This is a genomic window from Pelomonas sp. Root1444, assembly GCF_001426885.1.
GTDB lineage: Bacteria > Pseudomonadota > Gammaproteobacteria > Burkholderiales > Burkholderiaceae_C > Pelomonas.
Genome location: NZ_LMFP01000011.1, coordinates 128,171 through 147,504 on the forward strand (window position 1 = coordinate 128,171; position 19,334 = coordinate 147,504).

Sequence of the window (19,334 nt, forward strand, 5' to 3'; positions counted from 1 at the left end):
TGGACGGCTGGCGTGGCGGGCTATTCCCGCACCCCCTAGAAGCAAGGCTCACATCAGCCCCCGCAGCCGCTCCCGTCCACGCGACAGGCGCGACATCACCGTGCCGATGGGGATGCCCAGCGCCTGCGCGATCTCGGCATAGGCCAGGCCGTCCAGCGCGGTCAGCAGCAGCACCTCGCGCTGCTCGGCCGGCAGCGCGGCGAGGGCGGCGTCCAGGTCGCGCAGGACGAGGATCTGCCCCTGGGTCGGCGCCACCGGCACTTCGGGGGTCTGCTCGTCGAGGTCGACGGTGTCCAGCCGGCCGCGGCGCAACGCGTCGACGTGCAGGTTGTGCATGATGCTGAACAGCCAGGTGCGCATGTCGCCCACGCCCTGCCAAAGCCGGGCGCGCGACCAGGCGCGCTCCAGCGTGTCCTGCAGCAGGTCGTCGGCGTCTTCGTCGTTGCGGCGCAGCGCGCGCGCATAGCGGCGCAGCCGCGGCAGCGAAGCCAGCAGCTCGGCGGCGTTGGGATGGGCGGGGTTTGCGAAGGCGCGTGGGGCGGCTGCCATGGCCGGTGAGTACCACCGCCAAGCACCGCGGTTCAAAGCCCCGCTAAACGGGCACGGCGGTGGTGTTCTTCAGCCGCTCCAGCACGAAGCTGGTCTTGCAGTCCTGCACGCTGGGGTGCATCAGCAGCGTGTCGCTGATGAAGCGGGCGTAATGCTGCATGTCCTGCACCAGCACGCGCAGCAGGTAGTCCATCTCGCCGGTCAGCGCGGCGCACTCCACCACCTCGGGCCAGGTCTGCACCGCCGCGCGGAACAGGTCGCGCGGGTTGCGCAGCGGGTTGTCGGTCTGCTTCTCCAGCCGCACGTTCAGGTACGCCGTCAGCCCCAGGCCCACGCGCTCGGGCGGCACCAGGGCGACATAACGACCGATGACGCCGGCCTCCTCCAGCCGCCGCACGCGGCGCAGCACGGCCGAGGACGACAGGCCCGCATCGGCCGCCAGCGCGTCGTAGGTCAGCCGGCCGTCGGCCTGCAGCGCGCGCAGGATGCGTCGGTCGATGGCATCCAGGTCGATGGTGGCGTCCATTCAGCAATTCTTGCAGCTTTCATGCGTCCGTCAGTTATTCGGCGCCTGACATTGCATGAAACCTGCGCGCCCGGCGCCGCAGAATTTTCGTTTCCGCGCAATCGAGAGGAGACAGCCATGGCCAAGTTCACTCCCTGGGACAACCCCATGGGCACCGACGGGTTCGAGTTCATCGAGTTCGCGGCGCCCGACCCCGCCGGTCTGGGCGCGCTGTTCACGACGATGGGCTTCAGCGCCGTGGCCAAGCACCGGCACAAGGACGTCACCCTGTACCGCCAGGGCGGCGTCAACTTCATCATCAACGCCGAGAAGGATTCGTTCGCCCAGCGCTTCGCGCGGCTGCACGGACCGTCGATCTGTGCCATCGCCTTCCGTGTGCAGGACGCCGGGCTGGCCTACCAGCGCGCGCTGGAACTGGGCGCCTGGGGCTTCGACAACAAGGCCGGCCCGATGGAGCTGAACATCCCGGCCATCAAGGGCATCGGCGACTCGCTGATCTATTTCGTCGACCGCTGGCAGGGCAAGGGCGGCGCAGCGGCGGGCGCCATCGGCAACATCAGCATCTACGACGTGGACTTCGTGCCCGTGCTGGACGCGCAAGGCCAGCCGGTGGACCCCGACCCGGTCGGCCACGGCCTGACCGAGATCGACCACCTGACGCACAACGTCTTCCGCGGCCGCATGAAGGAATGGTCGGAGTTCTATGAGCGCTTCTTCAACTTCCGCGAGGTGCGCTACTTCGACATCGAGGGCAAGCTGACCGGCCTGAAGAGCAAGGCCATGACCAGCCCCTGCGGCAAGATCCGCATCCCGATCAACGAGAGCAGCGACGACAAGAGCCAGATCGCCGAGTACCTGGACCTGTACCACGGCGAGGGCATCCAGCACGTCGCGCTGGGCACGACCGACATCTACCAGACGGTCGAGGGCATGAAGCGCACCGGCGTCCAGTTCCAGGACACCATCGAGACCTACTTCGACCTGATCGACAAGCGCCTGCCGCAGCACGGCGAGAACGTCGCCGAGCTCAAGCGCCTGCGCATCCTCATCGACGGCGCGACCCACCTGGGCGCCGACAACGAGCTGCTGCTGCAGATCTTCACGAAGGAAGTGATCGGCCCGATCTTCTTCGAGCTGATCCAGCGCAAGGGCAACGAGGGTTTCGGCGAGGGCAATTTCAAGGCGCTGTTCGAGAGCATCGAGCTGGATCAGATCCGCCGCGGTGTATTGAAGGACGAGCCGGCCAAGGCGGTCTGAAGCGACGGAGTCCGAAGGGCCTCCTGCAAGACCTTCCAGGCCTCGGGCGAATGCACGAGGCCCATGTGGCCCACGCCATCCAGCCGGTGCGCCCGCGCGCCCGGCAGGATGGCCCGCTCCGCCGGGTTGACGATCTGGTCGCAGGGTGTCCAGAAGCAGTCGGCATTCGGCAGCCCCGGCAGCGCCCCCAGCCAGGCGTTGCCCAGACGCATCTGCTGCGTGTTGACGCCCAGGCCAAGCGCCGCCATGCGCGTGCCCTGGTGCGGCGAGCCCAGCGTGATGACGTGGGGCGTCTCATGGCCCGCGCCGTACTTGCGCCACCAGGCCCGCAGCGCCAGGCCGCCCATGCTGTGGGCGCACAGCACCGGCATGCGGCCGGTCAGCGCCTGGAGCCGCCGCACGCCCGCCTCGATCTCGTCGGCATAGGCGTCGATGCTGCCGAAGGCCGGCTCCAAGGACGGCGCGATGAACGCCACGCCCTGCTCGCGCAGCCGCTTCATCCACCCGTTCCAGCGGCCACGGTTGCAGGAAAAGCCGTGCACCAACAGCACGCCGTGCGGCGCGTTCGCCGGCAGGTGGTCGGGCTCGGCCCATTCCCGCCAGGGCTGGCGCCATGAGAAGGCCAGCTCGCTGGCGACCACCTCGCGCGCCCAGGCCCGCAACAGCTGGCCCCAGGCTGGCGGCGGCCGGTTGACCCAGCGCAGCTGCACGAAGCCCAAGGCCAGCACCGCCGCATGCAGGCCCAGCGTCAGCACCCCCCAGGCCCAGCCAAAGTACCAGCCGACGGCCAGCGCCGCCAGCAGGCGCAGCACCACCCAGATCCTCTGCAACCTCCCATTCATCGGCCCAGTCTAAGCGGGCAGAATCAACGCCGCCCCATGGACCAACTGAGTGCCGAATCCCTGCTGAAGGAGCTGCGCGCCGTGGACGCCGAACGCGCTCACCGCGCGGCCGACCCCGCGCTCGAAGCGCGCGTGCAAGCCCTCAAGGCCTGGCAGCAGCGCCGCTTCGCCCAGACCTATGCCGACCTGCTCGCCAACCCGCGCTACGAGGGCGCGACGCGCTTCTTCCTGCAGGAGCTCTACGGCCCGGGCGACTACCGCCAGCGCGATGCGCAGTTCGCCCGCGTCATCCCGACGCTGACCCGCCTCTTCCCCGAGGAGGTGGTCGACACGGTCGCCAAACTCGCCCGCTTGCATGCGCTGTCCGAGCGCCTGGACACGCGCATGGCCGAGCACCTCTTGTCGCCCGACATCACGCCGGCCGAGTACGGCATCGCCTGGCGCGCCTGCGGCGAGCCGGCGTCGCGCCAGCAGCAGGTCGACCTGACCATGGCCGTCGGCGAGTCGCTGGACAAGCTGACGCGCAAGCCGCTGCTGCGCCAGACGCTGCGCCTGATGCGCGGCCCCGCGCAGATCGCCGGGATGGGCGCGCTGCAGAGCTTCCTGGAGACCGGCTTCGACACCTTCCGCGCGATGCGCGGCGCCGGCGAGTTCCTGTCCATCGTGAAGCAGCGCGAGGAGGCGCTGGCGCGCTCGCTCTTCGACGGCGGCTCGACGGCCTAATGTCACAACCGCGACGTAGGGCAAGTCCCCTAGCCGGGTGACACGCTGCAACCCAAGATCAGCGACCTTCTTTCGCCGAGGCCTGCTGATGACTGCCGCCGTTGCCGCCCTTGATGAAGCCTCTGTGCTGAGCCCGCGCGACAAGCCCTGGCTGGCCAGCTATCCGGCTGGCGTGCCGGCGCAAATCGACACGCGCGTCTACGGCTCCCTGGTCGACCTGCTGAACGAGGCGTTCGCCAAGCATGCGCGGCGCGACGCGGCCATCTGCATGGGCCAGCGGATGCGCTTCGCGGAGATCGACCAGCTGTCGCTGCAACTCGGCGCCTGGTTGCAGGCCCAGGGGCTCAAGCAGGGCGACCGCGTCGCCATCATGATGCCCAACCTGCTGCAGTACGGTGTGGCCATCGCCGCCATCCTGCGCGCCGGCTTCGTGGTCGTGAACGTGAACCCGCTGTACACGCCGCGTGAGCTGGAGCACCAGCTCAAGGACTCGGGCGCGCGGGCCATCGTCGTGCTGGAGAACTTCGCGCACACCTTGTCCGAGGTCATCGCCGAGACCGACGTGAAGCATGTCGTGCTGGCCTCCATGGGCGACCTGCTGAACTGGTGGAAAGGGCCGCTGATCAACTTCGCCGTGCGCCACCTGAAGAAGATGGTGCCGGAGTTCCGGCTGCCGGTCGGCGACGGCCGCACCGTCGTGCGCTTCAACGAGGCGCTGCGCCATGGCGAGCGGCTGACGCTGAAGAAGCCCGCGCTGAGCCCCGACGATGTCGCCTTCCTGCAGTACACCGGCGGCACGACCGGCGTGTCCAAGGGCGCCACGCTGCTGCACCGCAATATCGTCGCCAACATCCTGCAGGTCGAGGCCTGGTTCCAGCCCATGCTGGCCAGACTGCCCGACCAGAACATGCAGTTCACCAACGTCTGCGCGCTGCCGCTGTATCACATCTTCGCGCTGACGGCCTGCTTCATGCTCGGCGCGCGCATGGGCCACCTGAACATCCTGGTGCCCAACCCGCGCGACATCCCCGGCTTCATCGAGACGCTGCGCGGCCACAAGATCCACATCTTCCCGGCCGTCAACACGCTGTTCAACGCGCTGGCCGCCGAACCCGGCTTCTCGCGGCTGGACTTCTCCGAACTCGTCATCTCCAACGGCGGCGGCATGGCCGTGCAGCAGGCCACCGCCGAGAAGTGGCTGAAGGTCACCGGCTGCCCGGTCGTCGAGGGCTACGGCCTGTCCGAGACGTCGCCGGCCGCGACCATCAACCCGCTGGACCAGCGCGCCTTCAACGGCAGCATCGGCCTGCCGGTGCCGTCCACCGAGATCGCCATCCGCGACGACGAAGGGCGAGACCTGCCCATCGGCGAGCGCGGCGAGATCTGCATCCGTGGCCCGCAGGTGATGGCCGGCTACTGGAAGCGCCCGGAAGAGACCGCCAACGCCATGTGCGCCGACGGCTTCTTCAAGAGCGGCGACATCGGCATCATGGACGCGCGCGGCTTCGTGCGCATCGTCGACCGCAAGAAGGACATGATCCTGGTCAGCGGCTTCAACGTCTATCCGACCGAGATCGAGCAGGTCGTCAACCTGCACCCCGGCGTGCTGGAATGCGCCGCCGTCGGCGTGCCGGACGCCAAGTCCGGCGAGGCCGTCAAGCTCTTCGTCGTCAAGAGCGACCCCGCGCTGGCCGAGGAAGACCTCGCCAGCTACTGCGCCGCGCAGCTGACGGCCTACAAGCGGCCGAAGTTCATCGAGTTCCGCGACGAGCTGCCCAAGAGCAACGTCGGCAAGATCCTGCGCCGCGAACTGCGCAGCACCACCGCCTGACACGTCAGAGGCCGCCTAAGGCCTTGAGGCGAGGCGCGTGAGCGCCCCGGGGTGGTCCGGTCAGAACGGGTTGTTCTTCGCGCGGGTGAGGAACATCGTGCCGATGCGCTGCTGCGCATTGGGGCCCAGCAGCGTGTCGCCGGCCCACAGCCACTGCGTCGGGTTGGCGTCGGTCACCAGCGTCGAGGTCGTGCAGTCCTGCGGGGCGACGTCGGAGCGGCAGGCGGCTTGCGTCACGTTGGAGTAGCCGAAGGCGCCCGGAAAGCGGGCGATCTGCTGGATGGTCTCGTCGACCAGCACCAGGCCGATCAGGCGGCCGTCGTTCAGCAGGTTCAGGCGCATCGAGATGTTGAAGGCCGCGCTCAACTCGTCCAGGAAGGCCGCGCGGTCGATGTCCGTCTGCTGCAGCTTCTCCTTCTGGCCGAACGGCGTCAGGCCCACGTCGAAGATGGTCGCGATCACCACGCGGCCGTTGGCGTTGGCGATGCGGTTGGCCTGCTCGGCCAGCAGCTTGCCGCGCGCCTTGGCCTCGTTGATCAGCGAGTCCTTGTTCTGCGCCGGGAACTGGCGGTACAGCTCCAGCACGTCGTTGACGCCGACATTGATCGCCACCAGGTCCTTGGGGCCGAAGCGGTCGTTGGACAGGTGCTGGTCGATCCTGTCGCGCACGTTCGCCACCTTGTCGCCGAGCGTCGCGTACATGATGCCCTGGGGCAGCGCCACGAAATCTTTGTTGCACTGCGGGTAGACGAAGGCGAAGCCGGCCGCCAGCAGCTGGCTCCAGACCGGGCTGAGCGTGCAGTCCACCAGCAGGGTGTCGGCGGTGAGGCCGTTGATCGTGTACTTCTTGCCGCTTTGCAGGATGGTGCCGCTCTCGTCGCCGAAGGCGATGACGCGGGTGGGCGCGAAGGGTTCGATCTGCGCGGTGCCGCCGCCGCCGCAACCGGCGATCAGCGCGGCCGCGGCCAGTGTGGCCAGGGCCAGGCCGCGCTTGAACTTCTGGGAGACAACACGTTGCATGACGATCAACTCAGGAACAAAAACTCAATCGGTGAAGGCGGCGGCGGCCCGGCTGAGCCGGTCCCGCACACCATCCCAGGCCGGGTCGCGTGGGGGCGCCTCGACCCAGATCTCGCGGGCGCCGGCCGCATCCAGGGCCCGCAGCACCGCGAACAACTCGTGCGCCGCCGCCGCCGGGTCTGACGGCTGGGCCTGCCAGCGCCAAGCCGGCAACTGGGCGCGTGAATATACCGCCACCCCTTCCAGCCCCCCGCTGGCCGCCACTGTGGCCAAAAGTAAAGGCAATGCGTCGGCGTCCAGCAGGCGCACGCGGGCGCTCGGCGCGTAATGCGCGGCCAGCGTGCCGGAGGCCTTGGGCGCGGCGGCGTCCGGCTCGGCCAGGGTCTCGCCGAGCGCGGCCTCGATGCGGGCGCGGCTGAGCAGGCCGGGGCGCAGCAGGGCCGGCCGCTCGCGGCTGCAATCGACGATGCTGGACTCGATGCCCACCTCGCAGGCGCCGCCGTCCAGCACCATCAGGCCGGGGCCGAACTCCTCGACGACATGGCGGGCCAGCGTGGGGCTGACGCGGCCGAAGCGGTTGGCGCTGGGCGCCGCGACGCCCTCCACGCCCAGTGCGCGGGCGGCGGCCAGCACCGCACGCGCGACCGGATGCGCCGGCGCGCGCAGCGCCACGGTGGCGTGGCCGCCCGCGGCGGCTTCGGCGACGCCGGGCCGGCGCGGCACGATGACGGTCAGCGGGCCGGGCCAGAAGGCGTCCATCAGCCGCCGCGCGGTCGCGGGCAGGTGGTCGGCAAACGCCTCCGCCCCTGCGGCGTCCAGCACGTGGACGATCAGCGGGTGGTCGCTGGGCCGGCCCTTGGCGGCAAAGATCCCAGCAACGGCCTCGTCGCGGTCGGCCCGCGCGGCCAGGCCGTAGACCGTCTCGGTCGGCAGGCCCAGCAACCCGCCGTCGGCCAGGCGCCGTGCGGCGGCCTGGATGGCGTCGGGATCGTGACCGGGCAGGACCAGCATCAGAAGTCGGTCGGCAGGCCCAGGATGGCCGCCGCCTGCACGGCCACGTCATGCGCGGCTTCGGGCGTGTCGGCCGTGATGTTGAGGTGCCCCATCTTGCGGCCAGGGCGCGCATCCGCCTTGCCGTACAGGTGCAGGTGCGTGCCGGGCAGCGCCAGCACGCGGTCCCACGCGGGTGGCGTCGGGCCGCCTTGCTCGCCGAACCACAGGTCGCCCAGCAGGTTCAGCATCAGCGATGCCGAATGCTGGCGCGGCGCCGGCAGCGGCAGGCCGGCCAGCGCCCGCACCTGCAGCTCGAACTGCGACACGTCGCAGCCGTTCATCGTCCAGTGGCCGGAGTTGTGCGGGCGCGGCGCCATCTCGTTGACGACCAGGCGGCCGTCATGCAGCCAGAAGAACTCGATGCACAGCACGCCGACATAACCCAGCGTCTGGGCCACCTGGCGGGCGGCGGAGACGGCCAGCGCCTGCACCTCGGCGGGCACGTCGGGCGCGGGCACCTCCGTGACGGCCAGGATGCCGCCGCGGTGCAGGTTCTGCTGCACGGGATAGTTGACGAGCTGGCCATCCGCGCCGCGCGCCACCAGCACGCTGAGCTCGCGTTGAAGCGGCAGCATCTGCTCCAGCACGCAAGGCACGCGCTGCAGGTTCTCCCACGCGGCGGCCAGCTCGGCGGCCGTGGCCACGCGGACCTGACCCTTGCCGTCGTAGCCCATGCGGCTGGTCTTGAGGATGCCCGGCAGCAGCGCCGGGTCGATGGCGGCCAGCTCGATCTCGTTGGTGATGACGGCATGCGGCGCGCACGGCACGCCGGCCGCCTCGAAATGCGCCTTCTCGACGGCGCGGTCCTGGCAGACGGCGACCGACGCCGCGGCGGGCGCGACGACGCGCATGTTGGCCAGCGTCTCCAGCGCCATGGCGGGCACGTTCTCGAACTCGGTCGTGATCGCGTCGCAGTCGCGCGCCAGCTGGGCCAGGCCCACGGGGTCCAGGTAGTCGGCCTTGATGTGCTTCTCGGCCACCGACCCCGCCGGGCTGATGGCATCCGGGTCCAGCACGATGCAGCGGTAGCCCATGGCCTGGGCGGCGTGGACGAACATGCGGCCCAACTGGCCGCCACCGAGAACGCCCAGCGTCGCGGTGCCGGGGAGCAAGGCCGCCATCAGCGCAGGTCCTCGGTCATCGCCTGGGCGACGGCCGTCTGCCTGGCGCGGAAGGCCGTCAGCTTGTCCAGCAGCGCCGCGTCGCCCGTGGCCAGCATCGCGACGGCGAACAGCGCCGCGTTGGCCGCGCCGGCATTGCCGATGGCGAAGGTCGCGACCGGGATGCCCTTGGGCATCTGCACGATGGAGTGCAGCGAGTCGACGCCCTGCAGGTGTCGGCTGGCGACCGGCACGCCCAGCACCGGCACCGTCGTCTTGGCGGCCAGCATGCCCGGCAGGTGAGCCGCGCCACCGGCACCGGCGATGATGGCCTTCAGGCCGCGCGGCGAGGCCGCTTCGGCATAGGCGAACATCTCGTCAGGCATGCGGTGGGCCGACACGACCCTGGCTTCGAATCCGATACCGAACTCGGTCAGAATCACGGCCGCCTGCTTCATCGTTTCCCAGTCGCTGCTGGAGCCCATGACGATGCCGATGACGGCGTCTGGGTTCAAAGGGGCTGACGTGGACAAAGCGCGCTCCGAGGCTCAGAAAAGCCTTGAATTGTAGGTGGCGCTCCTCGGAGCCTGCTGGCGATACGGGAGTCGGATGCGTTGACACTCAAAAGCCCGCGAGCAAGGCGCGAAACGAAGCTGGGGTCTTCCCCAGCGAGGCTTCGCAACGCTGCGCGCGGGTTTTTGAGTGACAACCCTTCGGGAGAGGGTCTGCGCGGGCGCATGGCGTCGTTGCGCGCCTTACCTGGGCATAAGCCCAGGCGGCGTCGCGCGCCTAGCCCTGCACCCGCGCAGCTCCTCTCGCACCGATTCCCGTAGCGCCAGCAGGCTCCCTCCCCTCTCGCCATGATCGACATCACCCTCCAGAACTTCGAAGCCGAACTCATCACCGCCTCCCAGCAGCGCCCGGTGCTGCTGGACATCTGGGCGCCGTGGTGCGGCCCGTGCCGCACGCTCGGCCCCGTGCTGGAGAAGCTGGAAGAGGCCTACGCCGGCCGCTTCACCCTCGCCAAGCTCAACAGCGACGAGGTGCCCGAGATCGCGACGCAGCTGAGCCAGATGTTCGGTGTGCGTTCCATCCCGTTCTGCGTGATGTTCGCGGGCGGCCAGCCGGTGGACGGCTTCGTCGGCGCGCTGCCCGAGGCGCAGATCCGCGAATTCCTCGACAAGCATGTGCCGCCCGGCGAGATGCTGGAAGCCGAGGCCGACGTGGCCGAGGCGGAGGACCTGATGGCCGAGGGCGACCTGGAGGCCGCGCTGCAGAAGCTCGCCCACGCGGTGCAGACCGACCCGGGCAACGACGCGGCGCGCTTCGACTACATCAAGGCGCTGCTTGAGATGGGCCTCGTCGCCGAAGCGCGCGAGGCGTTCGCGCCCGTGGCCGTGAAGGCGGCCGACACGCTGGTGCCCTCGCCGCGTCTGGCCGCGCTGGCCACCTGGCTGCAAGCCTACGAAGCCGAAGCCGACCCGGTCGCGCTGCAGGCGGCCATTGCCGCCAACAAGCGCGATTTCGAGGCCCGCTTCGCGCTCGCCCAGCATCACCTGGCCGGCCAGCGCTTCACCGAGGCGATGGACGAGCTGCTGGAAATCATCATGCGCGACAAGGCCTGGAACGGCGAGGCGGCGCGCAAGACCTACGTCGCCATCCTGGAGCTGCTGACCAAGCCGGCGCCCAAGCCGGCCGCCGAAGCCAAGACCGGCACGCTGGAACTCGCCGGCAAGGCCGCCATCGTGCACAGCGACCCGCTGATCGACAGCTACCGGCGCAAGCTGTCGATGGCGCTGTTCTGATGCGGCGTTAAGGCACGTCGCGGTGGCTGTTGCGCAGCTCCCGCATCTCACGCAGTCGCACGCACTCGGGGTCGTTGCGGAAGACCGGCTTCTCGCACTGGCGGTCGATGCACCAGGCGCGCGCCAGCAGCATGCGGCTGCCGCAGGCTTCGGCCGGGCTGCGCGGTTCGGCGGGTGCGACTGAAGCGGGCGCCGCAGGTGGCGGCGTGGGCGTGGCCGATGCCGCCGGTTCCGGTGCCGCGAACACCGGGCTGCGTGGCACGGGGCGGAAGTCGCCGGCCTTCTCGGTGACGATGGGCTTGGCAGCATCGCGGCGTGGCGCTGCCCGGGCCGGCGCGCTGGCCACGGGTGTGGGCGCCACGACGGCGGGTGTCGCAGCCGATGCCGGAGCGACCACCGCCGAGGCGGGCTCGCTCGCCGCAGAGGCGACCGGCGCGGGGCCCGAAGCTGCGGTGGCGGCGGAGGCCGCCGATTCGACCGGCGCTGACGCCGCGGACGCCTCGGTAGGCGGCGCATGCTGGGCCATGTTCTGGCGCAGTTGCACGACGAAGAGTCCCAGCAGCACCAGCGCCGCCACGGCCGCCGCGGAGAGCAGCAGGCCACGCAGCCGCGCCGGCCGGGGCGCAGCGGGCGGCGCCAGCGGCAGCAAGTCCTCGGGCATGGCCTGCACGGTGTCGGCGAACTCGATGTCCAGCCGCGCGGGCTGCGTGGGGGGTGGCCGCGGCGCGGCAGGCTTGGGCGGCGCGGCCCGCGGCGCCGGCACGCGGGCGCGGCCCGCCACCACCTCGCGCCAGGCGGCGGCGCTCTGCGGACGCTGGTGGGGCGGCACGCGCAGCCCCCAGTCCAGCGCGGCGAGGAAGTCGGGCGAATAGCCATCGATGGCCAGCGGCTGCAACTCGTCGCCCATGGCGCGAGCCGTGCATGGCGGCGGCGGATGGCCGGTCAGCAACTCGTGCATGACGGCGGCCAGCGCATAGAAATCGGTCCACGGGCCCTGCTTCAGGCTGGCCGCTTCGGCGTATTGCTCGATAGGCGCGAAGCTGGGCTTGAGGATGGCGGTGAAGACCTGCGTGCGGTCGCCGATGGCCTGCCGAGCGGCGCCGAAGTCCAGCAGGATGGGCGGGCCGCCATCCGCCGGCAGGAAGATGTTGTCGGGCGCGACGTCGCGGTGCCAGACCTGCTGCGCGTGCAGCGCCTCCAGGCCGCCCAGCACGGCGTCGAAGACGCGCCGCGCCCAGGCCTCCGGCGGCGGGGTGGGCAGCGTCTTGCGCGCCTCGCGCAGGTTGTGGCCGATCAGGCGCGGCATGGCCATGTAGGCCGTGCCGTTGGCTTCCCAGAAGCGGTAGACCTTCAGCAGCGAGGGGTGGTCGAAGCGGGCCAGCAGCTTGGCCTCGTTGACGAAGCTGCGCCGGCCCAGCTCGAAGGTGTCGCGCATGGACAGCGAGCGCACCGACACCTGCGAGTGGCCGTCGCGCTGCGCGAACTGGCTGGGCATGTATTCCTTGACCGCCACCTCGCGCTCCAGCGAGTGGTCGCGCGCCAGGTAGACGATGCCGAAGCCGCCCACGCCCAGGGTGCCCAGGATCTCCAGCTCGCCGAAGCGGGTGCCGGGTGGCAAGGCGTTGACGGAGTCGTCGGCAGGGGCGTCGGCGGTCATGGCGCGCGAGGGTAACGCAGCGCCCCGGCCCCGACCGCTCGAAAAACGCGCCTCAGCGTGGCGGACTGCTCAGGCCAGCGGCCGTCAGTCGCTCGGCCCAATCGCGGCGCTGCGCGGCGTCGCGCGCCCAGGCGGCCGCGGCGGCGTCGGCCTGGGCGGCGGCCAGGCCATCCTCGCGCAGCCGCGCATACACCTGAGCCAGCCGCGCATGCAGCGCGGCCAGCTCGTCGATGTCGCAGCAGCGCTCGTCCTCGGCTTGCACCTCGATGGCGGCCTGGTCGGCCAGCGCGCGGGCGCGCAAGGCCTCGCCGGTGTTGGCCCAGCACCAGGCCAGGTCGGCCAGCAGGCTGATGCCTAGGCGCGCCAGGCCCGCGGCCATCGCGGCGGGCAGCTGGGCCTGCAGCAGCGCGGCGGCCTCGGCGAAGTCGCCCTGCACGGTCAGCAGTTGGGCGCGCAGCAGCGGTGTGAGGTCGGCGCGCGCCGAGCCGCCGACGGCGTCGTCGTAGCGGCCGATGGATTCGATGCCCAGCAGCACGGCCGGGGCCTCGCCGGGCTCGCCGGCCAGCGCGGCATGGCGGATGCGCAGGCCGCGCATCAGCGTCTGGTTGTAGTGCAGCGCCGCCAGGCCGGCATCGTCACCCTCGGCAATGGCGTGCTGGCGGGCCCAGGCATACCAGGGCGAGGCCGCGGCCTCGCCGCCGGCCAGGCTCCAAGCAGAGGCCAGCGCGGTGGCCACGCGATAGCCGGCGGCATGGTCGGTCGGCTGCAGCGCGGCGAGCGCGGCCTGGGCATGGTCGACGAGGTTCTCGATGTCGCGCCCGACGAAGTCCATCTGCGCCAGCCAGGCGTCGGCCAGGGCCTGCAGCGAAGCGTGGCCGCCGGCGTGGGCGACGACGCGGGCGCGGCGCACGCGGTCACGCGCATCGCCACCGAAGGCGCCGAAATAAGCCATCAGCCCTTCGGCCAGATGCAGCCAGGCGGCCAGCTCGACGCGCGGATGCTGCAGCGCGCGCGCATGCAGGCGGTCCAGCTCCTCGCGAGCTTCGGCCTCGCGGCCGTGGCGCAGCCACAGGATGGCGCGTTGCGCCTGCAGCACTGCGCAGCGCGCCGGCATGGCGGCGACGGCGGCGATTTCGCCGTCCAGCTTCTGAGCCAGCCGGCTGCGCAGCTTGACGCTCATGTGCGCACCCTTCGCGCTGCGCGCTGTCCCGCCAGGCGGGAATGAGCCCCTTCGGGCGGCCGTGCGCGGCTCATGCCGTCAACCGCTGCAGCGCTTCCTCGTACTTCTGCACCGTCCTGGCGATGACCTCGGCCGGCAGCGCCGGCGCGGGCGCCGTCTTGCCCCAGGGCTTGCCGTCGACGGTGGCCTGCTCCAGCCAGTCGCGCACGAACTGCTTGTCGTAGCTGGGCGGGTTGCTGCCCGGCGCGTAGCTCTCGACCGGCCAGTAGCGCGAGGAATCGGGCGTCAGCACCTCGTCCATCAGCGTCAGGGTGCCGTCGGCGCTGTTCGTGAAATCAAGGCCGAACTCGAACTTGGTGTCGGCAATGATGATGCCCTTGGTCAGCGCGAAATCGGCCGCGCGCTGGTAGAGCTGAATGGAGATGTCGCGCACGCGGGTGGCCAGCTCCGTGCCGATGATGGTGGCCGCCTGCTCGAAGGAGATGTTCTCGTCGTGGTCGCCCATCTCGGCCTTGGTGGCGGGCGTGAAGATGGGCGCCGGCAGCTTGTCGGCGTTGCGCAGGCCCGGCGGCAGGGCGACGCCGCAGACGCTGCCGCTCTGCTGGTACTCGGCCCAGCCGCTGCCGGCCAGGTAGCCGCGCACGACCGCCTCGATGGGCAGCGGCTTCAGGCGCTTGACCAGCATCGCGCGGTCGCGGATCTGCTCGCGCTCGGCGGCCGTGACGACGGCCAGCGGGTCGTCGCCGGTCAGGTGGTTGGGCACGATGCCCTGCAGCTTGTCGAACCAGAACAGCGCCATCTTGGTCAGCAGCGCGCCCTTGCCCGGGATGGGCTCGCCCATGATGACGTCGAAGGCCGAGAGGCGGTCGCTGGCGACCATCAGGATGCGGTCGTCGCCGACGGCATAGTTCTCGCGCACCTTGCCGCGGCCGAGCAGCGGGAGGGAGGTCAGGCTGGATTCGTAGAGGGCTTGGGGCATGGCGGCGCTTGGAGGGAAGGCGGCGGATTTTAGGTGCCGCCCTGGCGGCGGCCGCGGCGCTGCTGGCGCGCGGCCTGCAGCAACGCATCGCGCACGTCGGCCAGCGGCGACTGGGCCCGCCCGCTGGCAATCGCCTGGGCCGAGCGCGCCAGGGCTTCGATGTCCTCGGTGCCCAGGTTCAGCGTCGTCCACACGATGACGGGCAGCGCCGCCCAACGCGGGTCGCTGCGCAGCGCATGCAGCACCTGCAAGCCGTCGACGCCGGGCATCACCAGGCCCAGCACGATGGCCGCGGGCTGCAACGTGGGCAGCACCTGCAGGGCTTCGGCGCCGCCGGCCGCCGCGACGGCCTCGATGCCGCTGGCGGCCAGGGCCGAGCACATCAGCTCGCGCGCCTGCGCTTCGTCGTCGACCACCAGCACCGGCCGCCCGGGCCCGAAGCGCTCGCGCAGCGGCACCAGGGCGCGTGCCAGCGCCGCGCGGCGCAACGGCTTGGCGAGCACGTCGGCCACCGCGAACGCGACGCTGTCGCCCGTGGCCGGCGTCAGCGCCAAGGCCTTGACGGCGGCGTGCATGGACGGCCCGCCGCTGCGCAGCGCCGCCAGCAGGGACAGGCCCGGCGCATCGGGCAGGCCGAGGTCCAGCGCCAGCTCGGTGTAGCGGCGCAGGCGCGCCAGGCGCAGCCCCTCGGCGACAGTGGCTGCGGCGTCGGCGCTGACGCCGGCCTGCGACAGCTCGCGGGCCACGCCGTCGCGCAACGGATGGTCGCGCAGCACCACGAGCTGGTGCCGAACCGGGTGCGGCGCCTCGGCATCCGCGTGTTCGGGCTGGCGCGGCAGCACGGCGTAGAAGCGGCTGCCGTGGCCAACCTCGCTGTAGACGCCGACCCGGCCGCCCTGTGCCTCGACCAGCCGGCGCGTCAATGCCAGGCCCAGGCCCGTGCCCGGGTGGCGCTTGGCCAGGCCGTCATCGAGCTGCTGGAACTCGACGAACAGGTGGCCCAGGCGGTCGGCCGGGATGCCGATGCCGCTGTCCTCGACCTCCAGCCGCCACAACCGCGGGCCTTCGCCGCGCATGCGCAGCTCGACCCGCCCGCCGGCGGGCGTGAACTTGATGGCGTTGGACAGGTAGTTCAGCAGCACCTGCTTGAGCCGCGCCGGGTCCAGCACCAGGCCGCGCAGCCCGGGCGCGATGTCGGCCTTGAGGCTCAAGCCCCCCTGCTCGGCCAGCACGGCAACGGTGGCCATCACATCGCCGACCACGGCCGGCAGATCCACCGCCTCGGCGTGGAAATCCATCTTGCGGGCCTCGATCTTGGAGAGGTCCAGCACGTCGTTGATCAGGCTCAGCAGCTGCCGGCCGCTGCTGCCGATGTGCTGCAGCCATTCGCGCTGCCGCTGCGGATCGAGCGGCTGCTTGCTCATGCTGAGCAGATCGGCGAAGCCGATGACGGCGTTCAGCGGCGTGCGCAGCTCGTGCGACATGTTGGCCAGGAACAGGCTCTTGAGCCGGCTGCCCTCCTGCACGCGGCGGTTCTCGGCGGCCAGCCAGACGGACTGCTGGCGCGCCTGCTCGGCGGTGCGCATGGCGGTGACGTCGGCGACGATGCCGACCAGGCGCGCCGCGCCAGCGTCGTCGCGCGTGACGCGCGCATCCATGCGCAGCCAGTGCACGCTGGCATCGGGCCAGGTGACGCGGAACTCGGCATGCCAGGGCAGCTGGCCCTGCGCGGGGCCCTGCAAGGCGTCGAGCCCGGCCGCGACCATCGCGCGGTCTTCGGCATGCACCGCGGCCAGCATGCGCGCGCCGTCCCAGCCGCCGATGCCGTCGGGCAGCCCGAAGCATTGGTCATAACGGCGTGAACGGTGGATGCGGCCGCCCTCCAGCTCCATCTCCCAGTCGCCGATGGCGGCGGACTCCAGCGCGAAGCGCAGCCGCGCCTCGCTCTGGCGCAGGGCGGCCTCGATCTGGCGTTGGTGGGTCAGGTCACGCACCGAGCTGACACCGCCGACGATGCGGCCCGCCGCGTCGCGCAGCGGCGAGACCTGCGCCGAGACCTCAATGCGCCGGCCGTCCCTGGCCAGGCGCACCGTGCGCAGCGGCGGCAGTTGCTGGCCTTGCGCCAGGCTGGCAAGCACGTGCGTCTCCTCGGCCTCGCGCTCGGGCGGGACCAGCATCGTCACCGGCTGGCCGACCGCCTCCGCGGCGCTGTAGCCGAACATCTTCTCGGCGGCCGCGTTCCAGTTGGTGATGCGGCCGTCCAGCGTCTTCACGAGGATGGCATCGGCCGAGGACTCGACGACGGCGGCCAGCCGGCGCACCTCCGCCTCGGCGTCGGTGAGCCGGCCGATGTCGCGGAAGACCAGCGCGACACCGCGCTCGCGGCCGTCGGCATGGTGGGTCAGGCTGGCATGGACCTCGATGGGCCGGTGGCTGCCGTCGCGCGCAATGCAGACGGCCTGGCCGCGATAGCCGCCGTCGCGCACCACGGCGATGGGGTCGTGCGGCGCCGGGCCCGCCGGCGCGCCCTCGCGCACGAAGACCTCGCCGACCGGGCGACCCAGCGCCTCGGTGGCAGGCCAGCCGGTGATGCGCTCGGCCACCGCGTTCATGCGCGTGACGCGGCCTTCGCCGTCGGTCGCGATGAAGCCGGCGTCGATGGCCGACAGCGTCGCCGCCAGGCCCTGCGCCGTTTCGAGCAGGTCGTCCTCGGCGCTGTGGCGGCGGTCCATCTCGCGGCGCAGCGCCTCGTTGGCGGCGCGCATCTCGTCCACCGACGGCACGGCCAGCAGGCGGGGCATCAGCCGCCACGCGACGGCCGCCGTCAGCACCGAGGCGCAGGCGGTGAAAAACTTGCCGGCCGTCTGCAACTCGTAGTCGGGCCGCCAGATCGTCCAGACGTCCAGCACGTGCGTGATGCCGCAGGCGAAGATGAAGACGGCGAACAGCGTGGCCAGGCTGCCGAGGTTGACCTGCGGACGCTGGCGCGCATAGCGCGCGATGACCAACGGGATCGAGAAGTAGGCCAGCGCGATGGCGAGGTCGGAGCCCACCATGGTCCACAGCAGACCGGGTGACCACTGGAAGCAATAGCCGTGCGGCAGGAACCCCGCCCGCGCGACGATCCCGGTCAGCTCGTCCATCCCCTGCTCCGGCCCCGGCAACGAGGGGGCGATGCGGCGGCATTGTGACCCCGCGAACGAGGGGTGCCAGGAGCCGAAACGTGGCGTATTGCCGGGAGTTCAGCGCGGCGTGAGCAGGTCGAAGCCGACGTAACGGGCCATGAAGCGGGCCCGCCCTTCGCGCTCGAAGGCGTCGGCATCCCAGTCGCCCGGCAACAGCCGTGGCAGGAACTCGGCGCGGAAGCGGTAGACCTGCGCCGCCAGCGTGGCGCCGCCGGCCAGCGTGACGACGACGTCCGCACGCTCGTACTCGTCGCCCTCGAAGGCGTCGAGCCGCGCCCAGGCGGCGGCGTCGACGTCACGGTAGAGCCGCCCCGGCACGAGCGCACCGGGGGCGGGCTGCAGGCCCGGGTAGTCCTGCCCGCGCACAGGGTGGCGGCGGTGGTCGGCCAGCGAGGCCGGCTCGCTGGCGAACTCACGCCCGCAGACGCGGGCCATGATGTCGGCCCACATCAGCGAGCCGTAGGTGAAGCAGTGACGCGTCACTGCACCCGTCACTGGACTTTCTGCGCCAGCTCGCCGCGCGCATAGGCGGCGGCGATGTCGGCCAGCGAGCGCGCCTTGATCTTGCCGGCCTGGCCTTCGCAGCCGAACTGCAGGTAGCGCTCCTTGGCGATGACCTTGGCGGCCTCGCGCGCCGGCTTGAGCCACTCGCGGGCGTCGAACTTGTCGGGGTTCTCGGCCAGGAACTTGCGCACCGCGCCCGTCATCGCCAGGCGGATGTCGGTGTCGATGTTGATCTTGCGCACGCCATGCTTGATGGCCTCCTGGATCTCCTCGACCGGCACGCCGAAGGTCTCCTTCATCTTGCCGCCGTACTGGTTGATGATGGCCAGCAGCTCCTGCGGCACGCTGGACGAGCCGTGCATGACCAGGTGGGTGTTGGGGATGCGCGCGTGGATTTCCTTCACGCGGCTGATGGCCAGGATGTCGCCCGTGGGCTTGCGGCTGAACTTGTAGGCGCCGTGGCTGGTGCCGATGGCGATGGCCAGCGCGTCCAGCTGCGTGGCCTTGACGAAGGTGGCGGCTTCTTCAGGGTCGGTCAGCATCTGGCTGTGGTCCAGCTTGCCTTCGGCGCCGATGCCGTCTTCCTCGCCGGCGTCACCGGTCTCGAGGTTGCCCAGGCAGCCCAGCTCGCCCTCCACGGTGACGCCGACCGCATGCGCCATCTCGACGACCTTGCGGGTCACTTCCATGTTGTAGTCGAACGAAGCCGGCGTCTTGCCGTCTTCCATCAGCGAGCCGTCCATCATGACCGAGCCGAAGCCCAACTCGATGGCGCCGGCGCAGATCTTGGGGCTGGTGCCGTGGTCCTGGTGCATGACCAGCGGGATGTGCGGGTAGGCCTCGCAGGCGGCCTGGATCAGGTGCTTGATGAAGGGCTCGCCAGCGTACTTGCGGGCGCCGGCGCTGGCCTGCAGGATGACCGGCGCGCCGACTTCGTCGGCCGCGGCCATGACGGCCTGCACCTGCTCCAGGTTGTTGACGTTGAAGGCTGGGATGCCGTAGCCGTTTTCAGCGGCGTGGTCCAGCAACTGGCGCATGGAGACGAGAGGCATGGGAATTCCCCGGTGGAGTTGAAAAACCTGGGCCGACTGCGATACCAACCGTAGTTGGTAACCGCGCCGTA

Annotated in this window: 17 protein-coding genes; 4 read left to right on the top strand and 13 right to left on the bottom strand. The window is 70.9% G+C overall.

Annotated features, from left to right (window positions below; all coding sequences use genetic code 11):
* Positions 1–48: 48 nt before the first annotated feature.
* Positions 49–549, bottom strand: a complete 501-nt coding sequence (locus ASD35_RS12180) for an RNA polymerase sigma factor (protein WP_056875206.1) — start codon at positions 547–549, stop codon at positions 49–51.
* A 43-nt stretch (positions 550–592) separates the two neighbouring features.
* Positions 593–1,075, bottom strand: coding sequence for an Lrp/AsnC family transcriptional regulator (locus tag ASD35_RS12185; RefSeq protein WP_056875207.1), 483 nt, complete (start codon positions 1,073–1,075; stop codon positions 593–595).
* A 117-nt stretch (positions 1,076–1,192) separates the two neighbouring features.
* Between ASD35_RS12185 and hppD the strand changes: the two genes are divergently transcribed.
* Positions 1,193–2,332, top strand: coding sequence for a 4-hydroxyphenylpyruvate dioxygenase (gene hppD, locus ASD35_RS12190; RefSeq protein ID WP_056875208.1), 1,140 nt, complete (start codon positions 1,193–1,195; stop codon positions 2,330–2,332).
* On the opposite strand, the gene ASD35_RS12195 is transcribed toward hppD, so the two are convergent.
* Positions 2,284–3,144, bottom strand: a complete 861-nt coding sequence (locus tag ASD35_RS12195; protein ID WP_235538328.1) for a triacylglycerol lipase — start codon at positions 3,142–3,144, stop codon at positions 2,284–2,286. The genes hppD and ASD35_RS12195 overlap by 49 nt on opposite strands.
* A 66-nt stretch (positions 3,145–3,210) precedes the next feature.
* Here ASD35_RS12195 and ASD35_RS12200 point away from each other — a divergent pair, with 66 nt between their 5' ends.
* A complete protein-coding gene (locus ASD35_RS12200; protein ID WP_056875210.1) occupies positions 3,211–3,897 on the top strand; it encodes a hypothetical protein in 687 nt (228 codons plus the stop codon).
* 88 nt (positions 3,898–3,985) lie between these two features.
* On the top strand, positions 3,986–5,728 hold the full coding sequence (locus tag ASD35_RS12205; protein ID WP_056875211.1) for a long-chain-fatty-acid--CoA ligase: 1,743 nt from the start codon (positions 3,986–3,988) through the stop codon (positions 5,726–5,728).
* A 60-nt stretch (positions 5,729–5,788) separates the two neighbouring features.
* Here ASD35_RS12205 and ASD35_RS12210 read toward each other — a convergent pair whose 3' ends face one another.
* Genes ASD35_RS12210 through purE form a run of 4 tightly spaced genes read right to left on the bottom strand, consistent with a single transcriptional unit; the run spans position 5,789 to position 9,386 of the window.
* Positions 5,789–6,748, bottom strand: coding sequence for an esterase (locus ASD35_RS12210; RefSeq protein ID WP_157275518.1), 960 nt, complete (start codon positions 6,746–6,748; stop codon positions 5,789–5,791).
* 24 nt (positions 6,749–6,772) lie between these two features.
* Positions 6,773–7,759, bottom strand: a complete 987-nt coding sequence (locus ASD35_RS12215) for an L-threonylcarbamoyladenylate synthase (protein WP_056875213.1) — start codon at positions 7,757–7,759, stop codon at positions 6,773–6,775.
* Positions 7,759–8,922 carry a 5-(carboxyamino)imidazole ribonucleotide synthase gene (locus ASD35_RS12220; RefSeq protein WP_056875214.1) on the bottom strand — a complete coding sequence of 388 codons (1,164 nt, stop codon included), beginning with the start codon at positions 8,920–8,922 and terminating at the stop codon, positions 7,759–7,761. Before ASD35_RS12220 ends, ASD35_RS12215 begins: the two co-directional genes overlap by 1 nt.
* Entirely contained in the window at positions 8,922–9,386 is a 465-nt protein-coding gene (gene purE, locus ASD35_RS12225) for a 5-(carboxyamino)imidazole ribonucleotide mutase (RefSeq protein ID WP_056875429.1), read from the bottom strand. Before purE ends, ASD35_RS12220 begins: the two co-directional genes overlap by 1 nt.
* A gap of 375 nt (positions 9,387–9,761) precedes the next feature.
* Between purE and ASD35_RS12230 the strand changes: the two genes are divergently transcribed.
* The gene (locus tag ASD35_RS12230) at positions 9,762–10,706 is read left to right on the top strand and encodes a tetratricopeptide repeat protein (RefSeq protein WP_056875215.1); all 945 of its coding nucleotides are present in this window, start codon (positions 9,762–9,764) and stop codon (positions 10,704–10,706) included.
* Positions 10,707–10,713: 7 nt separating this feature from the next.
* Here the strand turns inward: ASD35_RS12230 and ASD35_RS12235 are convergent, their stop codons facing one another.
* The 6 genes from ASD35_RS12235 to fba form a co-directional block, all read right to left on the bottom strand.
* Positions 10,714–12,363 (bottom strand): serine/threonine-protein kinase, encoded by a 1,650-nt coding sequence (locus ASD35_RS12235; RefSeq protein ID WP_056875216.1) that lies wholly within the window; start codon positions 12,361–12,363, stop codon positions 10,714–10,716.
* 52 nt (positions 12,364–12,415) lie between these two features.
* On the bottom strand, positions 12,416–13,543 hold the full coding sequence (locus ASD35_RS12240) for a hypothetical protein (RefSeq protein WP_056875217.1): 1,128 nt from the start codon (positions 13,541–13,543) through the stop codon (positions 12,416–12,418).
* Between the two features lie 70 nt (positions 13,544–13,613).
* Positions 13,614–14,522, bottom strand: coding sequence for a phosphoribosylaminoimidazolesuccinocarboxamide synthase (locus ASD35_RS12245; protein WP_056875218.1), 909 nt, complete (start codon positions 14,520–14,522; stop codon positions 13,614–13,616).
* 29 nt (positions 14,523–14,551) lie between these two features.
* Positions 14,552–17,665, bottom strand: coding sequence for a PAS domain S-box protein (locus tag ASD35_RS12250; protein ID WP_056875219.1), 3,114 nt, complete (start codon positions 17,663–17,665; stop codon positions 14,552–14,554).
* Between the two features lie 99 nt (positions 17,666–17,764).
* Complete coding sequence (locus tag ASD35_RS12255; protein ID WP_082580109.1) at positions 17,765–18,190, bottom strand: gamma-glutamylcyclotransferase family protein; 426 nt, start codon at positions 18,188–18,190, stop codon at positions 17,765–17,767.
* A gap of 8 nt (positions 18,191–18,198) precedes the next feature.
* Positions 18,199–19,263 carry a class II fructose-bisphosphate aldolase gene (gene fba / locus ASD35_RS12260; RefSeq protein WP_056875220.1) on the bottom strand — a complete coding sequence of 355 codons (1,065 nt, stop codon included), beginning with the start codon at positions 19,261–19,263 and terminating at the stop codon, positions 18,199–18,201.
* Positions 19,264–19,334 lie beyond the last annotated feature (71 nt).

Excerpts from the sequence above, each read along its gene's own strand:
- fba (WP_056875220.1), bottom strand. The coding sequence starts at position 19,263 with ATGCCTCTCGTCTCCATGCGCCAGTTGCTGGACCACGCCGCTGAAAAC.
- ASD35_RS12215 (WP_056875213.1), bottom strand. The coding sequence starts at position 7,759 with ATGCTGGTCCTGCCCGGTCACGATCCCGACGCCATCCAGGCCGCCGCA.
- ASD35_RS12245 (WP_056875218.1), bottom strand. The coding sequence starts at position 14,522 with ATGCCCCAAGCCCTCTACGAATCCAGCCTGACCTCCCTCCCGCTGCTC.
- purE (WP_056875429.1), bottom strand. The coding sequence starts at position 9,386 with ATGGGCTCCAGCAGCGACTGGGAAACGATGAAGCAGGCGGCCGTGATT.
- ASD35_RS12220 (WP_056875214.1), bottom strand. The coding sequence starts at position 8,922 with ATGGCGGCCTTGCTCCCCGGCACCGCGACGCTGGGCGTTCTCGGTGGC.
- ASD35_RS12180 (WP_056875206.1), bottom strand. The coding sequence starts at position 549 with ATGGCAGCCGCCCCACGCGCCTTCGCAAACCCCGCCCATCCCAACGCC.
- ASD35_RS12235 (WP_056875216.1), bottom strand. The coding sequence starts at position 12,363 with ATGACCGCCGACGCCCCTGCCGACGACTCCGTCAACGCCTTGCCACCC.
- ASD35_RS12240 (WP_056875217.1), bottom strand. The coding sequence starts at position 13,543 with ATGAGCGTCAAGCTGCGCAGCCGGCTGGCTCAGAAGCTGGACGGCGAA.
- ASD35_RS12250 (WP_056875219.1), bottom strand. The coding sequence starts at position 17,665 with ATGGACGAGCTGACCGGGATCGTCGCGCGGGCGGGGTTCCTGCCGCAC.
- ASD35_RS12185 (WP_056875207.1), bottom strand. The coding sequence starts at position 1,075 with ATGGACGCCACCATCGACCTGGATGCCATCGACCGACGCATCCTGCGC.
- ASD35_RS12200 (WP_056875210.1), top strand. The coding sequence starts at position 3,211 with ATGGACCAACTGAGTGCCGAATCCCTGCTGAAGGAGCTGCGCGCCGTG.
- hppD (WP_056875208.1), top strand. The coding sequence starts at position 1,193 with ATGGCCAAGTTCACTCCCTGGGACAACCCCATGGGCACCGACGGGTTC.
- ASD35_RS12205 (WP_056875211.1), top strand. The coding sequence starts at position 3,986 with ATGACTGCCGCCGTTGCCGCCCTTGATGAAGCCTCTGTGCTGAGCCCG.
- ASD35_RS12230 (WP_056875215.1), top strand. The coding sequence starts at position 9,762 with ATGATCGACATCACCCTCCAGAACTTCGAAGCCGAACTCATCACCGCC.
- ASD35_RS12210 (WP_157275518.1), bottom strand. The coding sequence starts at position 6,748 with ATGCAACGTGTTGTCTCCCAGAAGTTCAAGCGCGGCCTGGCCCTGGCC.